The following is a 17,373-nucleotide window of genomic DNA, read 5'->3' on the forward strand; positions in this document are numbered from 1 at the left end:
CTACATAAGACTTATTATCATAATGTTATTACGTTTATTTACATGGAAATGTTTTGTTACATACGAGGAGGAGTTCTAAATAAATTACAGTTATACCAACAATTACAAATTAATTAGAATAAATATATTCAATCCTAACTATTTAACAATTTATTGATCAACCAATATCCCGCTTTACCTGGTGGATTATGCTTAGACCACACTAAATCTACATTAATTTTACGCGGCCATAGGTCATAATTAAGGCTCACCAATAGGCCATGACCGAATTGCTTGACTAACCAAGTGGGTAGTATTGCCCAGCCAGTCCCTTGTTCAGCCATTTCTAGTAACAACAAATAATTGGGAGCCAGCCAGTTTTTTTCGCTGTTAATGACGGTTTCACTGCTGCTACTTAACCGTAGTTGACGTGTCGTCGTGAGATGTTGATAGGTAATTTGTTTTTCTTTTGCTAACGGATGGCTAGCTAACACATACAACCCTAGCTCCCCTTGAACAGGTAAACGTGAAAATGAAATATCAGCAGGATATTCGATTCGTGACTCCATCATGCCAACATGAGCCTGCTGATTTTGGATCATTTCAATGACATCATTGTTTTCGGCTATTAAGAATTCAAATTCAATATGAGGAAATTGTCTATCTAATATTGTTAATACATGCTCTGCGTGTGGAGGTTGATAAATATCTGAAAAAGCACAACTTAACCGTGGTTCAATATCAGGTGACAATTCAACTCTCAAGGCTTGTAATCGTTCATCAGCTGATAAGATATCCTCAACTAGACTTAATACCTTTCTTCCAGCAAAAGTCAGTGTTGATTCACGCCCTTGCCTATCAAATAAAGCAAATCCCATATCATCTTCAAAACCACTAATAGTCGTACTCACTGTCGATTGGCTTTTATTAAGCTTTCTCGCTGCCGCAGAGAACGATTTCAGTGCAGCGGCTTCCACAAAGGTACGCAATGTTTCTATAGAATAGTTCATAAGGTATCGATTTTTCCGATGGCTGCCATTTTGTATATATATATAAAATAGCAAATAATTGCACCTGTTTTTTTTATAACATATTAGATAGCTATATATTTGAGGTAGTTATGAGCAAGCAGACAAAAACATTAACTGAACGAATTTTTCATGCAGTTTCATTTGAAATCATCGCAATCGCGATAACTGCTCCGGTCAGTGCATGGATTTTAGGACGCTCAATTTTCCAAATGGGTACCGTCGCGATTATATTATCGACACTCGCCATGTTATTAAACCTATTCTATAACATGCTATTTGACCTCTACTGGCCTCTTTCTAAAGGGCTACGCCCAACTAAAGTACGTATTGCCCATGCTGTTGGTTTCGAATTAAGTTTTGTGATCCTCGGCCTACCGATACTGGCAGTACTCCTAGAAATGACTTTATGGGATGCATTTTTACTTGAGATTGGCTTCTTTGCTTTTTTCTTATTTTACACTTATGCATTTAACCTACTCTATGACATTTTGCGTGACCGTTGGTTTACTAACCAAGAAAACCAATCAAACTCGATTAAGCCAGCCATAAAACGTACATAGTTCAGCAACGACACCGAACACGAAACATGTTCGGTGTCCTTGTCAAATAGTGACCCGATATTAGCTATCATTGCAAAAAACTTTGGAGAAATGGATAGCCATGAGAAAGCAGTGGCAGCGCTTAGTTTTACACAGAATAACCAATCCTCTGCGACAATTTATGCCATGGAACAACATTTAATCCGGAGTAAAACTAAATAAGATAATAAGATACTATTAACAGTCATAATTTATCATATAAGTCATTTCATCAAGGTTTAGTTATTTGCTAAGCCTTTTTGTTTTAATAGAGAAATAAATATCCCCACTTTATCTGCTGTTAATTACTTTAATGACACTATAAAACTGAGAAACCACGACGTACCTCACGATAATGACAATAACTTGCATTTGCAATTGATAATCATTAACATAAAATAAAACATCATATTATCTTATGATTTATAACCAAATGAATTCTTTTACCCCTTATAACCTTAAAGCAATGTTAGCAATTACTTATCTTAAACACGTTTAGCCGTTACCTTTTTGGCTTTAACTGAAAGAATACCGAGGTCTTATGATGAGTCAAAAACTACTTACTTTTATTCTGTCGATAACATTGCATATTTTAGTTATCGGGTATTTTATTTATATAACGACTCAATCATTATCTCAATCTCAGAAAAACCAAGCGTTGCAGGATGCTCCAGTTATTTCTATTGCATTGACTCAGGCCGCTCAAGAAACTCAACCTGAAGAAATAGCACAAGCCCACGCTATCCTTAGTAAAATAAAGTTAGACACTGTGGTGGAAAAAGCCACTATTGTCGTCCCTAAAAAACAAAAAGAAATAAAAAAAACCGTCAAAGAACCGGTTAAACCAACAACATCTACAATGGTTAAAAATACAGAGACGCCTAAGAAGCCAGTAGAGAAAAAAACACCTCTACACACTGAAATTGCCCAACAGCAAAAAGCAGGTGGTCAAGTGACGTCCTTATCCTTGGGAAATAAAAGCCACAAAACACTACAAGCCCCTAGTAATATAGACAGTCAATTAATAAGTTCCTATCGTGAAAAATTACGTCAAGAAATTGAACGCAATAAACAATATCCACGTAGAGCTAAAAAAATGAAAAGTCGAGGTGTCAGCACAGTTCAGTTCCAATTAAGCCAAACGGGAGAAATTAGTTTAGTACGCTTAGCGAGTAGTTCTGGAAACGAATTATTAGACAATGCCGCATTAACAGCGGTACAAAAAAGCCGCTCAGTAGGTAAGCCACCAGCGGGCTTTGCTCAATCAATTACCCTTAATATTGAATTTAATTAACGCTAAATAAAGCTAATAACCCGCTATCGTGATATGAGTTACTATGCTGTTAATACCTGCAATATATTGAATAGTGAACAGCCTGATTATCATTGGGTTTAGCTGTTTGGCTTTACTATACATAAAAATGAAAAAACCGTTGAGAATAGGCTTTCTAATGCTGTTTTATTAATCGTGTATGATGAACTAATCAGTAGTGAAATTCTCTACAGGCTACAGATGATTGTTGCCAAGGCTATTGCGGGGTAATCATTACCTAATACTGTTTATATAGGACGAGAAAAAGCTTATTTCTTGTTATCATCGACAAAAGCCTGATGTTTGGTTACGATCGGCTTAAAAAGCGAAATCAATATATCAAGTGGATCAATATGGAACAAAAACTACTGGCGGATTTTTCACTTTGCGCACAAACTCTTGGCGCATTATTTAGTTATAACCCTTCTGATGCCCGTGTAAATAAATTAATTCACTTATTTAGCTCAAGTGAATGGCAATCTGAGTGGCCTTTCAATAATATCTATGATTGCCAACGTATTGATAAACGCTTTCAAGATAGCTTAAATGAGCAAGAAACATTACAAGAAGCTTATCAGCGCTTATTTATTGGCCCTGATGCGCTTCCCGTACCACCTTGGGGCTCTGTTTACCTTGATAAGGAAAATAATGTTTTTGGTATATCCACCCTTGAACTAAGGGCTTGGCTACGCAACAACCAAATTAATATTGAATTAAATCAAAATGAACCAGAAGATCATATTGGTTTATTATTGTTACTCACTGCTTGGGTTGTTGAAAATAAACCCGAGCTATTACGGGGCCTACTAGAAATGCATTTGTTACCCTGGGCTTATCGTTATTTAGAGAAAATGCAATTACAAAGTGGCCATGCTTTTTATGAAGCAACTGCACTATTAGCGAATGAAACTTTAAAATACATACAGCAAGCTATCCAATTAAATCCGATAAATAAAGAAATTTACCTTTAGTTGTTTCAATAGCTATTTGAATAGAAAATAAATACGTGTGAATAATAGCCCTAAATCAGGGTATATTTAGGGCTATTATTATACTATGGGTGTTTTTTAGGTATATGGTAGGCATCATTTAAGAACAGGATAATTTTGTCCAAGTCAGAAATATAAGCAGTATTATTGTAAACCCCCGTTTGATGTACCGAACTAATCCCTTCAGGCAATACCAACACAGGCAAAGATTGGTTCACATCCCCGATAACAGTGATCAGTTCTTGTCTAGGTTTTTCAAAACCAATATAGACCACATCAATAAATTCCCTTAAATTAGTGTTCTTAGCAAGAATGCCTTCTAACATTGTGCAATCAGGGCAATAAAATACTTCACCTTCATAATTTTTATCTGAAAAACCCATATTTAAAAGATATAACTTACATTTCATAATGTTACCTAATTGAACTGATGAGTAAACCAAAATAAACTATTCGGCATTATTGTTACTTTATTTGAGCAAGTGCAATATCAACATCTGCAATAATGTCTTCAATATCTTCACAACCTAATGAGAAACGCAAAAGCCCTTCAGTAACACCTTGTAATAGGCGTTCTTCTTCAGATATGCAAGCATGAGACATGATCCTAGGATAAGAAACGATAGATTCTATCCCCCCTAAACTCACGGCAACTAATGGTATGCGAATTGTATCTAAAAATAATTTCACATTCTCATAACTGCCTAAATCAAAAGAAACAACCATTCCCCCATTTTTAGATTGCCGCATATGAATATCATAATTTGGATGAGAGGGTAGACCTGGATAAAATACTTGCTCAACTTTAGGATGTTCATGCAAATATTCAGCAAGCTTTTGTGCGTTTTCACTGGATCTTTCAACTCGCATCGCCATCGATTTCAACCCACGCATGGTTAACCAGCTATCAAAAGGTGCAGCAATACTACCAATAGCTACCGCAGATTTATGTAGCAATTTAGCATATTCGGGGTTGTTTGTTGCTGCCGTTCCTAAAATCACATCGCTATGGCCATTAATAAACTTTGTAGCGCTATTAATCGAATAATCAATACCTAATGAAATCACATCAGACAATAACGGTGTCATAAACGTATTATCACAAATTGTGATGAGTTGCTTTTCTTTTGCAATACGGATCACTGAGATTAAATCTGTCACCTGTAATGTTGGGTTTGATGGAGTTTCAATATAAAAAGCCTTGGTATTCTTTTTAATTGCATCCGCATAATTTTGCGGGTTTGTTGCATCAACAAATGTCACTGAAATACCATATCTTGGTAAAAATTCAGTCATTAATTGAAACGACCCGCCATAAATACTTTTGCAAGCAACAATATGGTCACCATGGCTAAAACTCAACAAAATAGCACTAATTGCTGCCATTCCGGAGGAAAAAATTTCAGCATACTTGGCATTTTCAATCGCACAGATAGCATCACTTAATGCATCTCTAGTAGGGTTAGAAAAACGTGAATAAATATAGGAATAATTTTCTTCAATATCCGATTGAGAATAAGTCGATGATTGATATAACGGAATAGACGAACTTCCAGTATATTTATCTGTCATCGGGTAACCATGTATAACTTTGGTATTAATTTTCATAAGTAAATCGCATTATTAATAAGTATATTTAAATATTTGCCACATTAATTTCAGAGTAAGCAAACATAGCGGGTGAACCGCCAGTATGAATAAAGAGTAATGGCTGATTGCCACCAATCGTTTCTTTTAAAATATTATCAATTAACCCTGCCATTGCTTTGCCTGTATAAACAGAGTCAAGTAAAATCCCTTCTTTTCTCGCCAATAGTTCAACTGCTTGTTGGCCTTTATCATTAGGCATTCCATAACAAGGGGCAAAATATTGATCCCATAATTTAATTTCAGGTAATGCTGAAAGATTAAATTGCACGGCAAGTTGATTAAGTAAATATTCAACTTTAGGCTTTTGTTGTTCTACCGTGCGAGAAACTGTAACCCCTATGACTGGGGTATGTGGTAAAAACGCTTGTAAACCAACTGCCAACCCCGCATGTGTTCCAGCACTCCCTGAGGCCACAATTACAGCCGCAAACTCGATTTCTTTTGGTTTTTGCTGCACAATTTCTAAAGCACAATTGACATAACCTATTGACCCTAATACGTTTGAACCACCTACAGGAATAATATAACTACCTTGCAAATTTAGTTTTTCAATAAGTTCCTGCAGTTGTGTATTTGGGTCTGTCAGTTCATCACAAAAATAACAATCCGCATTAAATAAGTCGGTTAGCAGCTTATTTCCATTATTCAAAAATAGTGAATTATGGCTTCGTATTGGGTTTTCTAATAGTGCAACACACTGTAAGCCATACATTGCAGCAATAGCTGCTGTTTGGCGAACATGATTAGATTGAATAGCCCCCGCGGTAACGATAACCTTGGCTTTTTTACTCAATGCATCTGCAAAAAGATATTCTAATTTACGAAGTTTATTTCCCCCCATAGCAAGGGGGGTCATGTCATCACGTTTAATATAAATATCACGGCCTAGATACTCTGAAATATTATGTAATTTCATTAAGGGAGTTACCCCATGAAGTAAATCTATTTTGGTAATAGCCGAGATTTTTTCTTGAAAATTCATTTTTAACGTATCCCGCTAATAAGTAAAACCTAAATAGAGATAAACCATTAACGCAAAGACAGCTGTTACGGTGGCATAAGGCATTTGAGTACGAATATGTTCAATATGGTCGCAATCCGTTGCCATTGAAGCCACAATCGCATCACTGGATATTGGAGAAGTCATATCGCCATAAATAGAACCCGCAATAGCTGCACCAATCATATATTCAATAGGCATACCGACGGAAATCCCTAGTTGAACGCCAATCGGGATCATAATGGCAAATGTTCCCCATGATGTTCCCGTTGCAAGAGACATCACCGCACTAATTAAGAAAATAAACCCTATTGAAAATGCAGGTGAAATAACCCCTGATGTAATTTCTGCAATATAGGCCCCGGTATTTAAATCTGAAGATACGGTCCCCATTAAAAATGCCAAAATCATCACAGAGCTAATTTTGACCATGCTGGCATAGCCGATATACAGTTCTTTAAAAAAAGTCTCAATGTTCAATACACGACGAGCTAAGAACCAAACAAAAGAAACTAAAGTTCCAAACATGACGCCCCAATATACCGAAGTTGAGCCACTACCTTTGCTAAAATCGCCATTACCAGTGATATAAAGCGCAAGAGGTACCATTAATACTGTAGATAGAATAGGAATAAAGAAATTAAGGGATGTATGGCAGTTAGGGTGGTCAATAATATCTTCATCATCCTGTTCTGTTTCTTCTGCCGCCAACATTGTCAAAGCCTGTTCTTGCGCACGTAAATCGGCTTTTTTCATTGGCCCCCAAGATGTATTAGAGAAGATATAAAACAATACTGATGCTAAAGAAAACCACGCCATGATATTAAATACCATTGAGCTTGCTAAAATTTCAAATGGTTCTCCTGTGATGAAACCTTTGGATATTTGTACGCCAATCACCCCCATCATTGCCGCCCCCCAACCGTTAATCATGGCTGAAGAACAAACTGAAACACAGGATGTTTGAACAATATATGACATTTTCTCAGGCGATACGCCGTATTTTTTAGCCAGTGTTTTAGTTGAAGCCCCTGCGATTAATTGATTAATCGAACTTTCGATAAAAATTAATGAGGTTATAATCATCGCCATTAATTGAACGGCTTTTTTATTTTTAATTAATTTTGTTTTATTCGTTAATAATCTAACCAGTGATTTTACGCCCCCAGTAACAACAACCAGTCGCATAATACCGCCAATCATTACCATAAATAGAATTGTTTTTGTATTCCCTGGTGAAGCAAACGTATTAATAATCCCATCAAGTGTCCCATTCACACCTAATAATATATTGTGATCATGTATAACGGTAAAACCGACTAATATTCCCAGTAATAATGATAATATAACTTGTCGTGTAAAAATGGCTAAAAGTATTGTCACCATTGGCGTGACAATAGTCCAAATCCCATAATCATTCATTAGATGCTCTCTTATTATATTTTATTGTGATTTTAATAAATTAAGATAATGCGTTTTCTAAATCATTTAATAAGTCAGTAATATCTTCAATGCCTACAGATAAACGTAATGTCGTATCATAAACACCAATACTCTCTCTTTCTTCTTTTGTCATTGAGCCATGGGACATAGTTGCAGAATGATTCACCATACTTTCTACACCACCAAGAGACTCAGCTAATACAAAGTACTTCACTTTAGATAAGAAATACTTTGTATCTTCAATATCGCCTTTTAATTTAATCGTGACGACCGCCCCACCAGTACGCATTTGTTTTTTACATAGTTCATATTGTGGATGCGAAGACAGCCCTGGGTAATAAACTTGTTCAACCTTTGGGTGTGTAGATAAATATTTTGCAACTTGTTCTGCGTTACAGCATTGTGCTGACATGCGAAGTGCTAATGTTTTAAGTCCACGTAAAGCTAGATACGCATCAAAAGGAGAAGCAATCGCGCCTAGTGTGGTTTTCAAAAAATCTAGACGATTCGCTAGCTCATCACTCTGAGTAATCACTGCACCACCAATTAAATCAGAGTGGCCACCTATATATTTACTCGCCGATAGCATCACTAAATCAGCACCTAATTCCAACGGTTTTTGATTCCATGCCGTAGCGAATGTATTATCAACACAAGTTAAAATATGATGCTTTTTAGCTAATGAACAAATTGCTTTAATATCAACTAATTCTAATAATGGGTTTGTTGGGCTTTCTTTCCAAATTAAACGGGTGTTTTCTTTTATTTTTGCTTTAACTTCTTCCAGATTATTAAGGTCAACATAGTCTATTTGGTGCCCACAATTTAATGTTGAGACGCGTTCAAATAACCTAAACGTTCCACCATAAACCCCTTTCATCGCAATAATATGCGAATCTTTAGGTAATAAGTTTAATACTAAGCTCGAAGCGGCAACACCTGAGGCGGTTGCTGTTGCATAAACCCCACCTTCAATTTCAGCTAGTAAGGTTTCATATGCATAACGTGTTGGGTTACTACAACGTGAATAACAATATTCTCCATGATCTGTTAAGCTTTGTTGAACAAAAGTACTGGCCGTTGTAATTGCAGGGAAAATAGCGTGATTAACTGCATCTTGCTGCTTTCCACCATGAATTAAAATTGTAGCGATATTCTTAGTCATTATCTAAACCCAGTAATAGTAAAATAAAGAACGATATATTTATATTTGTTGCTAAAAGGAATATGCCACAGAGAAATAGAAAATTTTTTCTAAAAATTGATGACATGTTGCAAATTAAGAGAAAATTTTTCTAAACTGAGTTTAATAACATTAAAAATCAATAAATTACTATAATTACAATAAATGAGTTCAGCGTCACAATATTATTATTTAGTCACTTAACGAATAGAAAAAAGGCGGCAAAGAAGCTATAACCAATTAAAAATAAACAACAAATGTATGTGAGAAGTTAAATATATCAGTGTCACATGTAATCAATCAGTATCAATATTTAAATAAATTTAACTTATTTCTTAGGGGATTTGCTTATTCCCCCTCTATCAATACTACTGAACATGGGTTTAAGAGAATTTTATTCTCTTTGCTTTAAAATTAAAATAGATCATTGGATTAACTATTCTAGTTAAGTATTCAGAATTAAAAACAGACAGCGCAACGCTAGGATAGTATCATTAGCATCATTAGCCTTTTATTCTATTTGAGATTTTATAGTGACTTCATTTGCTGACCTTAACGCTCTTTCTGCTGAACAACTTTCTAACCTACAAGAATTAGGTTATCTCAGTATGACCCCTATCCAAGCCGCCGCCCTTCCGCCAATCCTTGCCGGAAAAGATATTCGAGCACAGGCTAAAACGGGGAGTGGCAAAACCGCAGCGTTCGGTCTGGGGTTATTGCAACATATCGATGCTAAGTTGTTTAAAACACAATCATTAGTCTTATGCCCTACTCGTGAACTCGCAGAGCAAGTGGCAAACGAACTACGTCGGCTAGCACGTGCAATTCCTAATATTAAGATTTTAACCCTGTGTGGTGGCGTCCCATTTAGCATACAACGGGATTCCCTCGCCCATGCTGCACATATCATTGTCGCAACGCCGGGCCGTTTACTTGACCATTTAAACCGTGAAACCGTTCAGTTAGATGCTTTGCAGACTCTAGTGTTAGATGAAGCTGATAGAATGTTAGATATGGGTTTTATGCCTGACATAGAAACCGTGATTGATTACTCCCCAGTGAATCGTCAAACCTTATTATTTTCAGCAACTTGGCCAGATGAAATCGCACGTATCAGTCAGCAAATCCAGCACGAACCACAAGCTATTGAAATTAATAGCATTGACGAATTACCCGCTGTCGAACAACAGTTCTATGAAGTTTCACGTCATGGGAAGATAGCCCTATTGCAAAAATTATTAAGCCGTGAGCAACCTGCATCCTGCGTAATTTTTTGCAATACTAAAAAAGATTGCCAAGCCGTATTTGACGCTCTAACAGAGAGTAAACAGAGTGTTTTAGTACTACATGGTGACATGGAACAACGTGACCGCGACCAGACTCTAATACGTTTTGCCAATAGCAGTAGCCGCGTTTTAGTCGCAACAGATGTTGCTTCCCGTGGGTTAGATATCAAAGCACTAGAAATGGTGATTAACTATGAATTGTCATGGGACCCAGAAGTGCATATTCACCGCATTGGCCGAACTGCAAGAGCAGGGGAAAGCGGCCTAGCAATTAGCTTATGTGCACCTGAAGAAGCTCAACGCGCTAACGTGCTCGAAGAAATGCTAAATATGAAGCTCAATTGGCACGCTGAGCCTGAGGGGCTTCATATCACACCATTAGAAGCAACAATGGCAACATTGTGTATTGATGGCGGCAAAAAGGCCAAAATGCGCCCAGGTGATATTTTAGGAGCACTAACTGGTGATGTCGGTTTAGTAAGCGATGATATTGGTAAAATTGTTATCCATCCTACCCATGCCTATGTTGCCGTCAAACGCTCTGTTGCTCAACAAGCATGGAAACAATTACAACAAGGGAAAATTAAAGGCAAAGCGGTTAAGGTTAGGTTACTAAAATAATATTGGGCAATCTGTGTTTCCTTCCGCAATAAAAAAGGAAGGAAACACGCTATTTGTTTTATGATACGGCTTTATTATCTTGTGGCAGAGCTGATTTAGGCAACCCAAAAATTTTATCGAAAGCCCAATTAAAAAAGAAAGTATAAATTGGGATAAAAATAATTAATGCAAAATCAAGTATTAACGCCTGTAAAAGACTAATCGAGAGCCACCATGCAATTAACGGTATTAAAAAAATTACCAATGTTAATTGAAATAATATGGCATGCACAAACCGGCGCCTAAAGGTTCTAATTCGTGATTTTTGTTTTGACTCCCAATATTCAAACCCTGTATTAAAAATAAAATTCCAACTAACAGCAATCGTAGTTATCACCAATGCTAATGGCCCTGTTGTTCCCGCTGAATTCCCTGAAAGAAAGGCCAGTGCTAGCGCTGAAATCACCCACCCAACAACTTCATAGATAGTAACAAACACAATTTTCCGTTTAATTCCCTGCATATCTCCACCTCTAAATATATCGTCATCAATAGGTGGTAAAATAAATATAATTCAATGATAATAAAAGTCAGCTACTATCAATTTTATTGAAAGGTCTACCATGTCATTCAATAGTGACAATCTTATTATTTTCCTCACTGTTCTAGACAAAGGCTCATTTTCTGCCGCTGCAAGATCATTACAACGAGTCCCCTCGGCAGTCAGTATGGCAATAGCTAATCTTGAAGCAGAATTGGGTTTTGAGCTATTTGATCGTCACTCCCGTGAGCCCAAACCGACAGAGAAAGCCCTTTCATTAGCCCCCTATGCACGCCATATTATTGAAAACTTATCACAACTTAATACATTTTCCAGAGAGTTGACCCAAGGGGTAGAAAGCACTCTGGCTATAGGTGTTGCGGCAGGTATTAATTCAAATATACTCTTTGATGCTCTACGTGTTTTGAGCCAACGATATCCCTTGTTACATATTGAACTTGTCACCGCGCCCCAAGATGACCTATTACCACTACTACATAAAAAACAACTCCAGCTCGCTATTGTATTTGGTGGAATACATGTTAACTCTCAAGAACAATTTCATTATATTGGCGAGGAGTCTATTATTGCGACTATTTCGACAAAGCACCCTTCTTTGCAAGAAAGAACTTCACTTTATATTGAAGACCTCGTCGAAAGCCGACAAATTATTATTGGTAGCCGGCAGCACGAGCTCAGTGATATGCGCATTGTTGTTTCCAGCAACTATTGGAAAACAGATAGCTTTTCCCTAGCACTAGGCTTAGTCGAAGGGGGCATGGGCTGGGGGAATTTTCCCTTGTCCCTGATTAAAGATAAGCTAGCGACAGGGACTTTAAAGCCGTTACAGTTTAAAAATACGCCTAATGGTTTGAAGCTCCCTATTCATGTGGTTAGCTTAAAGAGCCATGCACTTAAACGCGGCGCACAAGAATGCATTGAATTACTGAAAAAAACACATCTTACATAAAAATTTTCATGACCCCTTCTGACTTATTTCCTTAAATTAAATTGTTTTTTAATAGATTAATTATTTTAATACCACCAACGAAAACGTTTGCTTTTTATTTTTCTGGCTATAAAATGCGTCGGATTTTTTTGCCCTGAAAAAATAATTGGAGACTATCGTGAGCGAAGATAAAAATTATAGTCATGGCCCCGTGCCCATATCCGCGCGAAAAGGCGGGCTAGCATTAACCTTTGTAATGCTAGGATTAACCTTCTTTTCCGCCAGTATGTGGACCGGAGGCGCTCTTGGTACCGGTCTTGATTTTCATGATTTCTTCCTCGCAGTACTCATCGGTAATCTTCTTCTTGGTATCTACACCGCATTTCTTGGTTTTATCGGTTCTAAAACTGGCTTAACAACCCACCTCCTTGCACGCTATTCTTTTGGTATCAAAGGTTCTTGGCTTCCTTCTTTCTTATTAGGCGGCACCCAAGTCGGCTGGTTTGGTGTTGGAGTTGCTATGTTTGCAATTCCTGTCGGGAAAGCTACTGGTTGGGATATTAATTGGCTAATTGGTATTTCAGGGGTCTTAATGACGGTGACTGTTATTTTCGGTATTTCTGCACTTACGGTTCTTTCTGTCGTTGCTGTCCCTGCTATCGCCATACTGGGCAGCTATTCCGTTTATCTTGCGGTTACTGATATGGGGGGCATGAATGCTTTACAATCAATTACCCCGACAAAACCAATTGATTTTAACCTTGCATTAGCCATGGTCGTAGGGTCTTTTGTGAGTGCAGGCACATTAACCGCTGATTTTGTTCGCTTTGGTCGTAGGCCAAAAATCGCCGTCCTCGTCGCCATTGTTGCCTTTTTCCTTGGTAATTCATTAATGTTTATCTTTGGCGCGGCAGGAGCCGCTTCATTGGGTATGGCAGACATTTCTGATGTTATGATTGCTCAAGGACTTTTATTACCCGCAATTATTGTTTTAGGGCTAAATATATGGACTACCAATGATAATGCCCTCTACGCATCTGGCTTAGGCTTTGCAAATATTACGGGGCTATCCAGCAAAACCTTATCTATCATCAACGGCTTAATAGGTACTTTATGTGCTTTATGGCTATATAATAATTTTGTTGGTTGGCTCACTTTCTTATCTGCCGCTATTCCTCCAATTGGGGGAATTATCATTGCAGATTTCTTAATGTATCGTCACCGTTATAGCACCTTCGATAGCAATAAAATGCGTGATGTTAACGTTAGTGCATTATTGGCCGTTGCTGCTGGTGTCATTGCAGGTAATTATTTACCTGGGATTGTCCCAGTTAATGCCGTGCTCGGTGGCGCATTATGTTACGCTGTTCTTAACCCATTATTAAATCGCCGCCGCACAACAGACTCGGAGATGACACGTGCTTAATCAAACTTTCAAACATATTCATAATGCCCATTTAGCAGAACGTGATGGACTATGGCGCATTGATATCGAAAACAAAAAAATTCAAGCCATTGTGCCACAACCCGCCGGGGAAATATTGCCTGAAAGCTTGGATGCTGAAGGTGGCTTAGTGACTGCTCCCTTTGTTGAGCCACATATCCATTTAGATACAACGCAAACTGCTGGGCAACCTAGCTGGAACCAATCAGGCACCTTATTTGAAGGTATTGAGCGCTGGGCTGAACGTAAAGCAATGTTGACTCACAATGATGTTAAAAGCCGAGCGTGGCAAACATTAAAATGGCAAATTGCTAATGGAATTCAACATGTTCGTACCCATGTGGATGTTTCTGACCCCACATTAACAGCCCTGAAAGCCATGTTAGAAGTTAAGCAAGAAATCGCCCCTTGGGTCGACTTACAAATTGTCGCCTTTCCACAAGAAGGGATTTTGTCATATCCAAATGGCGAAGCCCTATTAGAGGAAGCATTACGCTTAGGCGCAGATGTGGTAGGAGCAATTCCACATTTTGAGTTTACCCGCGAGTATGGTGTTGAGTCGTTACATAAAACCTTTGCACTGGCTCAGAAATACGACCGCTTAATTGATGTGCATTGTGACGAAATCGATGACGAGCAATCACGCTTTGTGGAAACCGTAGCCGCATTAGCGCATGCACAAGGGATGGGGGCTCGTGTGACTGCTAGTCATACAACTGCCATGCATTCCTATAATGGCGCTTACACTTCGCGTTTATTCCGTTTATTGAAAATGTCAGGGATTAACTTTGTCGCGAACCCACTCGTCAATATTCACTTACAAGGCCGATTTGATACTTACCCTAAGCGCCGTGGTATTACACGTGTTAAAGAGATGCTAGCAGCAGATATTAATGTTTGCTTCGGTCACGATGATGTATTTGACCCTTGGTATCCTCTCGGTACAGCAAATATGCTGCAAGTGCTACATATGGGGTTACATGTTTGCCAGTTAATGGGTTATCAACAAATCAATGATGGGCTGAAGTTAATTAGTGAATACAGTGCGCGTACATTGGCTTTAGCTGACTATGGTATTGGTGAAGGGAAGCGGGCTAACCTGCTAGTTTTACCTGCCGAAAATGGTTTTGATGCGGTACGCCGACAAGTCCCTGTTCGCTATTCTATCCGTGATGGGCGTGTGATAGCCAATACTCAACCTGCGGTAACACAAATCCAACTTGAGCAAGCCGAAATTATCAATTACGGTTATTCAGATCGAACTAAATAAGTTATTTAGCCGTTTAAATGGTTCTCTGTGGCCAACAGGTGAACCATTTAAGCTGTCTTCCTATATTTCATTCCCCCCATTTTAAATTTGCTGTTCATCTTTCATACCATTGCCATATTTATATACTAAGCTTATTATTTACATAGTTGATTTCTATAAAATATTGACAATTTTTGATAAGCAATAAACGTCTAGTTACCCCTTATTTTTGGTTATAAGTGCCATTTATAAAAATTAAGTGCAATTTTTATTGAAATTAAACCTGAAGGTTTTATATTTTTTAAAGAGTTATCTAAAACTGGATTTGAGCTTTATTTATAGCAACAATAACGCTAATACACTGACTGTCATACCGTGGTGGTCAATATTCCTGTTTTGCTGTACCGCGAATACGTCACAAATAAAGTTCTCTGAATCCCACTTTGACAAAAATTGGAGATCAGATGAGTACTGAAAATGTAGTTAACCAGAAAGCCTCTATCGACTCTTGGCGGCGTATTGCTTCAGAGCTATTAAATGAAGCAGGCATTGAAATTAATGGTTCCCGCCCTTTCGATATACAAGTTCATAATAACCAATTCTTTAAACGTGTCCTACAACACGGTTCAATAGGGTTGGGTGAAAGCTATATGGATGGCTGGTGGGATTGCGAGCGGTTGGATATGTTTTTTCAGCGCGTTTTACGCCATGGGCTTGATAACAAATTACCCCATCATTTCAGTGATACGTTGAAAGTCGCTGTAGCACGAGTGCGAAATTTACAAACCCTAAAACGGGCTCGTATCGTTGGTGAAGAGCATTACGATCTAGGTAACGATTTATTTTCTTTGATGCTAGACCCTTACATGCAATATTCCTGTGGTTACTGGAAAGGCTTAGACCATAGCCCTGAAAACCTCTCTCTAGCTCAAGAACAAAAATTAAATTTAATTTGTGAAAAATTACAATTAAAACCAGGTATGCGGTTACTTGATATTGGCTGTGGTTGGGGAGGTCTTGCTGCCTATGCAGCTAAACATTTTGGCGTTTCCGTCACTGGTGTCACAATTTCAGCTGAACAGCAAAAATATGCACAGGCTCGTTGTGCTGATATGGATGTCAAAATTTTATTAGAAGATTATCGAAACCTTAATGACCAATTCGACCGTATTGTTTCAGTGGGTATGTTTGAACATGTTGGGCCAAAAAACTACGCAACCTATTTTGATATTGTCCAACGTAATTTAGCCTCCAATGGTTTATTTCTCCTTCACACCATTGGGTCTAATCGCAATAAAGTTAATGTTGATGCGTGGATCAATAAATATATCTTTCCAAACGGCTGTTTACCCTCAATACAAAATATTGGCGAAAGTAGTGAAGGCAAATTAGTGATGGAGGATTGGCACAATTTTGGTGCGGATTACGACCATACACTGATGGCGTGGTATGCTCGTTTTCAATCAGCTTGGCCTGAGCTTGAAGCTAATTATACACCTCGTTTTAAGCGTATGTTTTCTTATTACCTCAATGCGTGTGCTGGTGCATTCCGAGCTCGCGATATTCAATTATGGCAAATTCTCTGGAGCCCACAGGGTGTTGAAGGTGGCTTGCGTGTTGCCCGCTAAATGTTGAAATTGAATTAGGATTGCAAAAATAAGCTAAAAGAAAGTTCTGTCATCAGAGCTTTCTGGCTTATACCTATTTTACCCATTCAACCATTGTTCAACCAGTTGCAAGCTTTGTTGTATATTCTTCCTTATCATATTGCACTTTAATGACCAGTAATGCCTAAAACCCTACTGTAATGAAACCAGTACTTGACAGCTTAACCCCGTGCTTTCCATAATAATTTCTAGGCTAATGCCTTGTTTAAGTAGCTTACTTGCCAAAACAATTGTTGCCTCTTGTCGTCCTTTTTCTCGCCCTCGCTCAATGCCTTAAAGTAGACCTTCTTGGCGGCCTTTATCCTGTAACCGCTGTGCAATATTCATTATAGTTTCCTTATGTTTTTCGGTTTGCTCCCCCAATGCCTGCACAATATGTTCGAAATTAGTGGAGTCCAACACAATGAACAAATAATTCACGATAGTCACGATATCATTATCACTATTACAGTGTTGAGTGACCAAGCAAGGC

At 38.0% G+C, this 17,373-nt stretch carries 17 protein-coding genes; 9 read left to right on the forward strand and 8 right to left on the reverse strand.

Features of this window, described 5'->3' with window-relative positions; all coding sequences use genetic code 11:
- Positions 1-134: 134 nt before the first annotated feature.
- Entirely contained in the window at positions 135-989 is an 855-nt protein-coding gene (locus tag ACPEH5_RS07905) for a LysR family transcriptional regulator (RefSeq protein ID WP_042845235.1), read from the reverse strand.
- A gap of 110 nt (positions 990-1,099) precedes the next feature.
- Between ACPEH5_RS07905 and ACPEH5_RS07910 the strand changes: the two genes are divergently transcribed.
- The 4 genes from ACPEH5_RS07910 to dmsD all read left to right on the forward strand — a co-directional run bounded on the left by ACPEH5_RS07910 (position 1,100) and on the right by dmsD (position 3,871).
- A complete protein-coding gene (locus tag ACPEH5_RS07910; protein WP_264403654.1) occupies positions 1,100-1,570 on the forward strand; it encodes a multidrug/biocide efflux PACE transporter in 471 nt (156 codons plus the stop codon).
- A gap of 33 nt (positions 1,571-1,603) precedes the next feature.
- Positions 1,604-1,771, forward strand: coding sequence for a hypothetical protein (locus tag ACPEH5_RS07915; RefSeq protein ID WP_164975508.1), 168 nt, complete (start codon positions 1,604-1,606; stop codon positions 1,769-1,771).
- A gap of 358 nt (positions 1,772-2,129) precedes the next feature.
- Positions 2,130-2,882 carry an energy transducer TonB gene (locus ACPEH5_RS07920; protein ID WP_281110434.1) on the forward strand — a complete coding sequence of 251 codons (753 nt, stop codon included), beginning with the start codon at positions 2,130-2,132 and terminating at the stop codon, positions 2,880-2,882.
- 371 nt (positions 2,883-3,253) lie between these two features.
- On the forward strand, positions 3,254-3,871 hold the full coding sequence (gene dmsD, locus ACPEH5_RS07925) for a Tat proofreading chaperone DmsD (RefSeq protein ID WP_166685697.1): 618 nt from the start codon (positions 3,254-3,256) through the stop codon (positions 3,869-3,871).
- A gap of 83 nt (positions 3,872-3,954) precedes the next feature.
- Here dmsD and ACPEH5_RS07930 read toward each other — a convergent pair whose 3' ends face one another.
- From ACPEH5_RS07930 to ACPEH5_RS07950, 5 genes are read right to left on the reverse strand one after another with little or no spacing between them, the layout of a single operon-like run.
- Entirely contained in the window at positions 3,955-4,299 is a 345-nt protein-coding gene (locus tag ACPEH5_RS07930; protein ID WP_052219313.1) for a DUF3088 family protein, read from the reverse strand.
- A 55-nt stretch (positions 4,300-4,354) separates the two neighbouring features.
- Positions 4,355-5,497, reverse strand: a complete 1,143-nt coding sequence (locus tag ACPEH5_RS07935; RefSeq protein WP_129466241.1) for a trans-sulfuration enzyme family protein — start codon at positions 5,495-5,497, stop codon at positions 4,355-4,357.
- Positions 5,498-5,525: 28 nt separating this feature from the next.
- Entirely contained in the window at positions 5,526-6,521 is a 996-nt protein-coding gene (locus tag ACPEH5_RS07940) for a D-cysteine desulfhydrase (RefSeq protein WP_281110436.1), read from the reverse strand.
- A 15-nt stretch (positions 6,522-6,536) separates the two neighbouring features.
- Positions 6,537-7,961, reverse strand: a complete 1,425-nt coding sequence (locus ACPEH5_RS07945; RefSeq protein ID WP_042845248.1) for a Na+/H+ antiporter NhaC family protein — start codon at positions 7,959-7,961, stop codon at positions 6,537-6,539.
- A gap of 40 nt (positions 7,962-8,001) precedes the next feature.
- Positions 8,002-9,147 (reverse strand): trans-sulfuration enzyme family protein, encoded by a 1,146-nt coding sequence (locus tag ACPEH5_RS07950; protein WP_281110437.1) that lies wholly within the window; start codon positions 9,145-9,147, stop codon positions 8,002-8,004.
- A 551-nt stretch (positions 9,148-9,698) separates the two neighbouring features.
- On the opposite strand from ACPEH5_RS07950, the gene dbpA reads away from it, so the two are divergent.
- Positions 9,699-11,072, forward strand: a complete 1,374-nt coding sequence (gene dbpA, locus ACPEH5_RS07955) for an ATP-dependent RNA helicase DbpA (RefSeq protein ID WP_048607997.1) — start codon at positions 9,699-9,701, stop codon at positions 11,070-11,072.
- A 58-nt stretch (positions 11,073-11,130) separates the two neighbouring features.
- Here dbpA and ACPEH5_RS07960 read toward each other — a convergent pair whose 3' ends face one another.
- On the reverse strand, positions 11,131-11,574 hold the full coding sequence (locus ACPEH5_RS07960) for a PACE efflux transporter (RefSeq protein WP_042845253.1): 444 nt from the start codon (positions 11,572-11,574) through the stop codon (positions 11,131-11,133).
- Between the two features lie 100 nt (positions 11,575-11,674).
- On the opposite strand from ACPEH5_RS07960, the gene ACPEH5_RS07965 reads away from it, so the two are divergent.
- From ACPEH5_RS07965 to cfa, 4 genes are all read left to right on the forward strand, one after another.
- The gene (locus tag ACPEH5_RS07965; RefSeq protein WP_042845255.1) at positions 11,675-12,562 is read left to right on the forward strand and encodes a LysR family transcriptional regulator; all 888 of its coding nucleotides are present in this window, start codon (positions 11,675-11,677) and stop codon (positions 12,560-12,562) included.
- A 157-nt stretch (positions 12,563-12,719) separates the two neighbouring features.
- On the forward strand, positions 12,720-13,967 hold the full coding sequence (gene codB, locus ACPEH5_RS07970) for a cytosine permease (protein WP_042845257.1): 1,248 nt from the start codon (positions 12,720-12,722) through the stop codon (positions 13,965-13,967).
- On the forward strand, positions 13,960-15,255 hold the full coding sequence (locus ACPEH5_RS07975; RefSeq protein ID WP_042845259.1) for a cytosine deaminase: 1,296 nt from the start codon (positions 13,960-13,962) through the stop codon (positions 15,253-15,255). Before codB ends, ACPEH5_RS07975 begins: the two co-directional genes overlap by 8 nt.
- A gap of 443 nt (positions 15,256-15,698) precedes the next feature.
- Positions 15,699-16,862, forward strand: coding sequence for a cyclopropane fatty acyl phospholipid synthase (gene cfa / locus ACPEH5_RS07980; protein ID WP_281110439.1), 1,164 nt, complete (start codon positions 15,699-15,701; stop codon positions 16,860-16,862).
- Between the two features lie 312 nt (positions 16,863-17,174).
- Here the strand turns inward: cfa and ACPEH5_RS07985 are convergent, their stop codons facing one another.
- Complete coding sequence (locus ACPEH5_RS07985) at positions 17,175-17,366, reverse strand: hypothetical protein (RefSeq protein ID WP_225832987.1); 192 nt, start codon at positions 17,364-17,366, stop codon at positions 17,175-17,177.
- Positions 17,367-17,373: the final 7 nt, after the last annotated feature.

It is taken from the genome of Providencia sp. NPDC089933 (genome assembly GCF_049545585.1).
Taxonomy (GTDB): Bacteria; Pseudomonadota; Gammaproteobacteria; order Enterobacterales; family Enterobacteriaceae; genus Providencia; species Providencia huashanensis.

Coding starts and splice junctions, on each gene's coding strand:
- cfa (WP_281110439.1), top strand. CDS start 15,699: ATGAGTACTGAAAATGTAGTTAACCAGAAAGCCTCTATCGACTCTTGG.
- dmsD (WP_166685697.1), top strand. CDS start 3,254: ATGGAACAAAAACTACTGGCGGATTTTTCACTTTGCGCACAAACTCTT.
- ACPEH5_RS07965 (WP_042845255.1), top strand. CDS start 11,675: ATGTCATTCAATAGTGACAATCTTATTATTTTCCTCACTGTTCTAGAC.
- ACPEH5_RS07935 (WP_129466241.1), bottom strand. CDS start 5,497: ATGAAAATTAATACCAAAGTTATACATGGTTACCCGATGACAGATAAA.
- ACPEH5_RS07930 (WP_052219313.1), bottom strand. CDS start 4,299: ATGAAATGTAAGTTATATCTTTTAAATATGGGTTTTTCAGATAAAAAT.
- ACPEH5_RS07920 (WP_281110434.1), top strand. CDS start 2,130: ATGATGAGTCAAAAACTACTTACTTTTATTCTGTCGATAACATTGCAT.
- ACPEH5_RS07910 (WP_264403654.1), top strand. CDS start 1,100: ATGAGCAAGCAGACAAAAACATTAACTGAACGAATTTTTCATGCAGTT.
- ACPEH5_RS07960 (WP_042845253.1), bottom strand. CDS start 11,574: ATGCAGGGAATTAAACGGAAAATTGTGTTTGTTACTATCTATGAAGTT.
- ACPEH5_RS07905 (WP_042845235.1), bottom strand. CDS start 989: ATGAACTATTCTATAGAAACATTGCGTACCTTTGTGGAAGCCGCTGCA.
- ACPEH5_RS07950 (WP_281110437.1), bottom strand. CDS start 9,147: ATGACTAAGAATATCGCTACAATTTTAATTCATGGTGGAAAGCAGCAA.
- ACPEH5_RS07945 (WP_042845248.1), bottom strand. CDS start 7,961: ATGAATGATTATGGGATTTGGACTATTGTCACGCCAATGGTGACAATA.
- ACPEH5_RS07940 (WP_281110436.1), bottom strand. CDS start 6,521: ATGAATTTTCAAGAAAAAATCTCGGCTATTACCAAAATAGATTTACTT.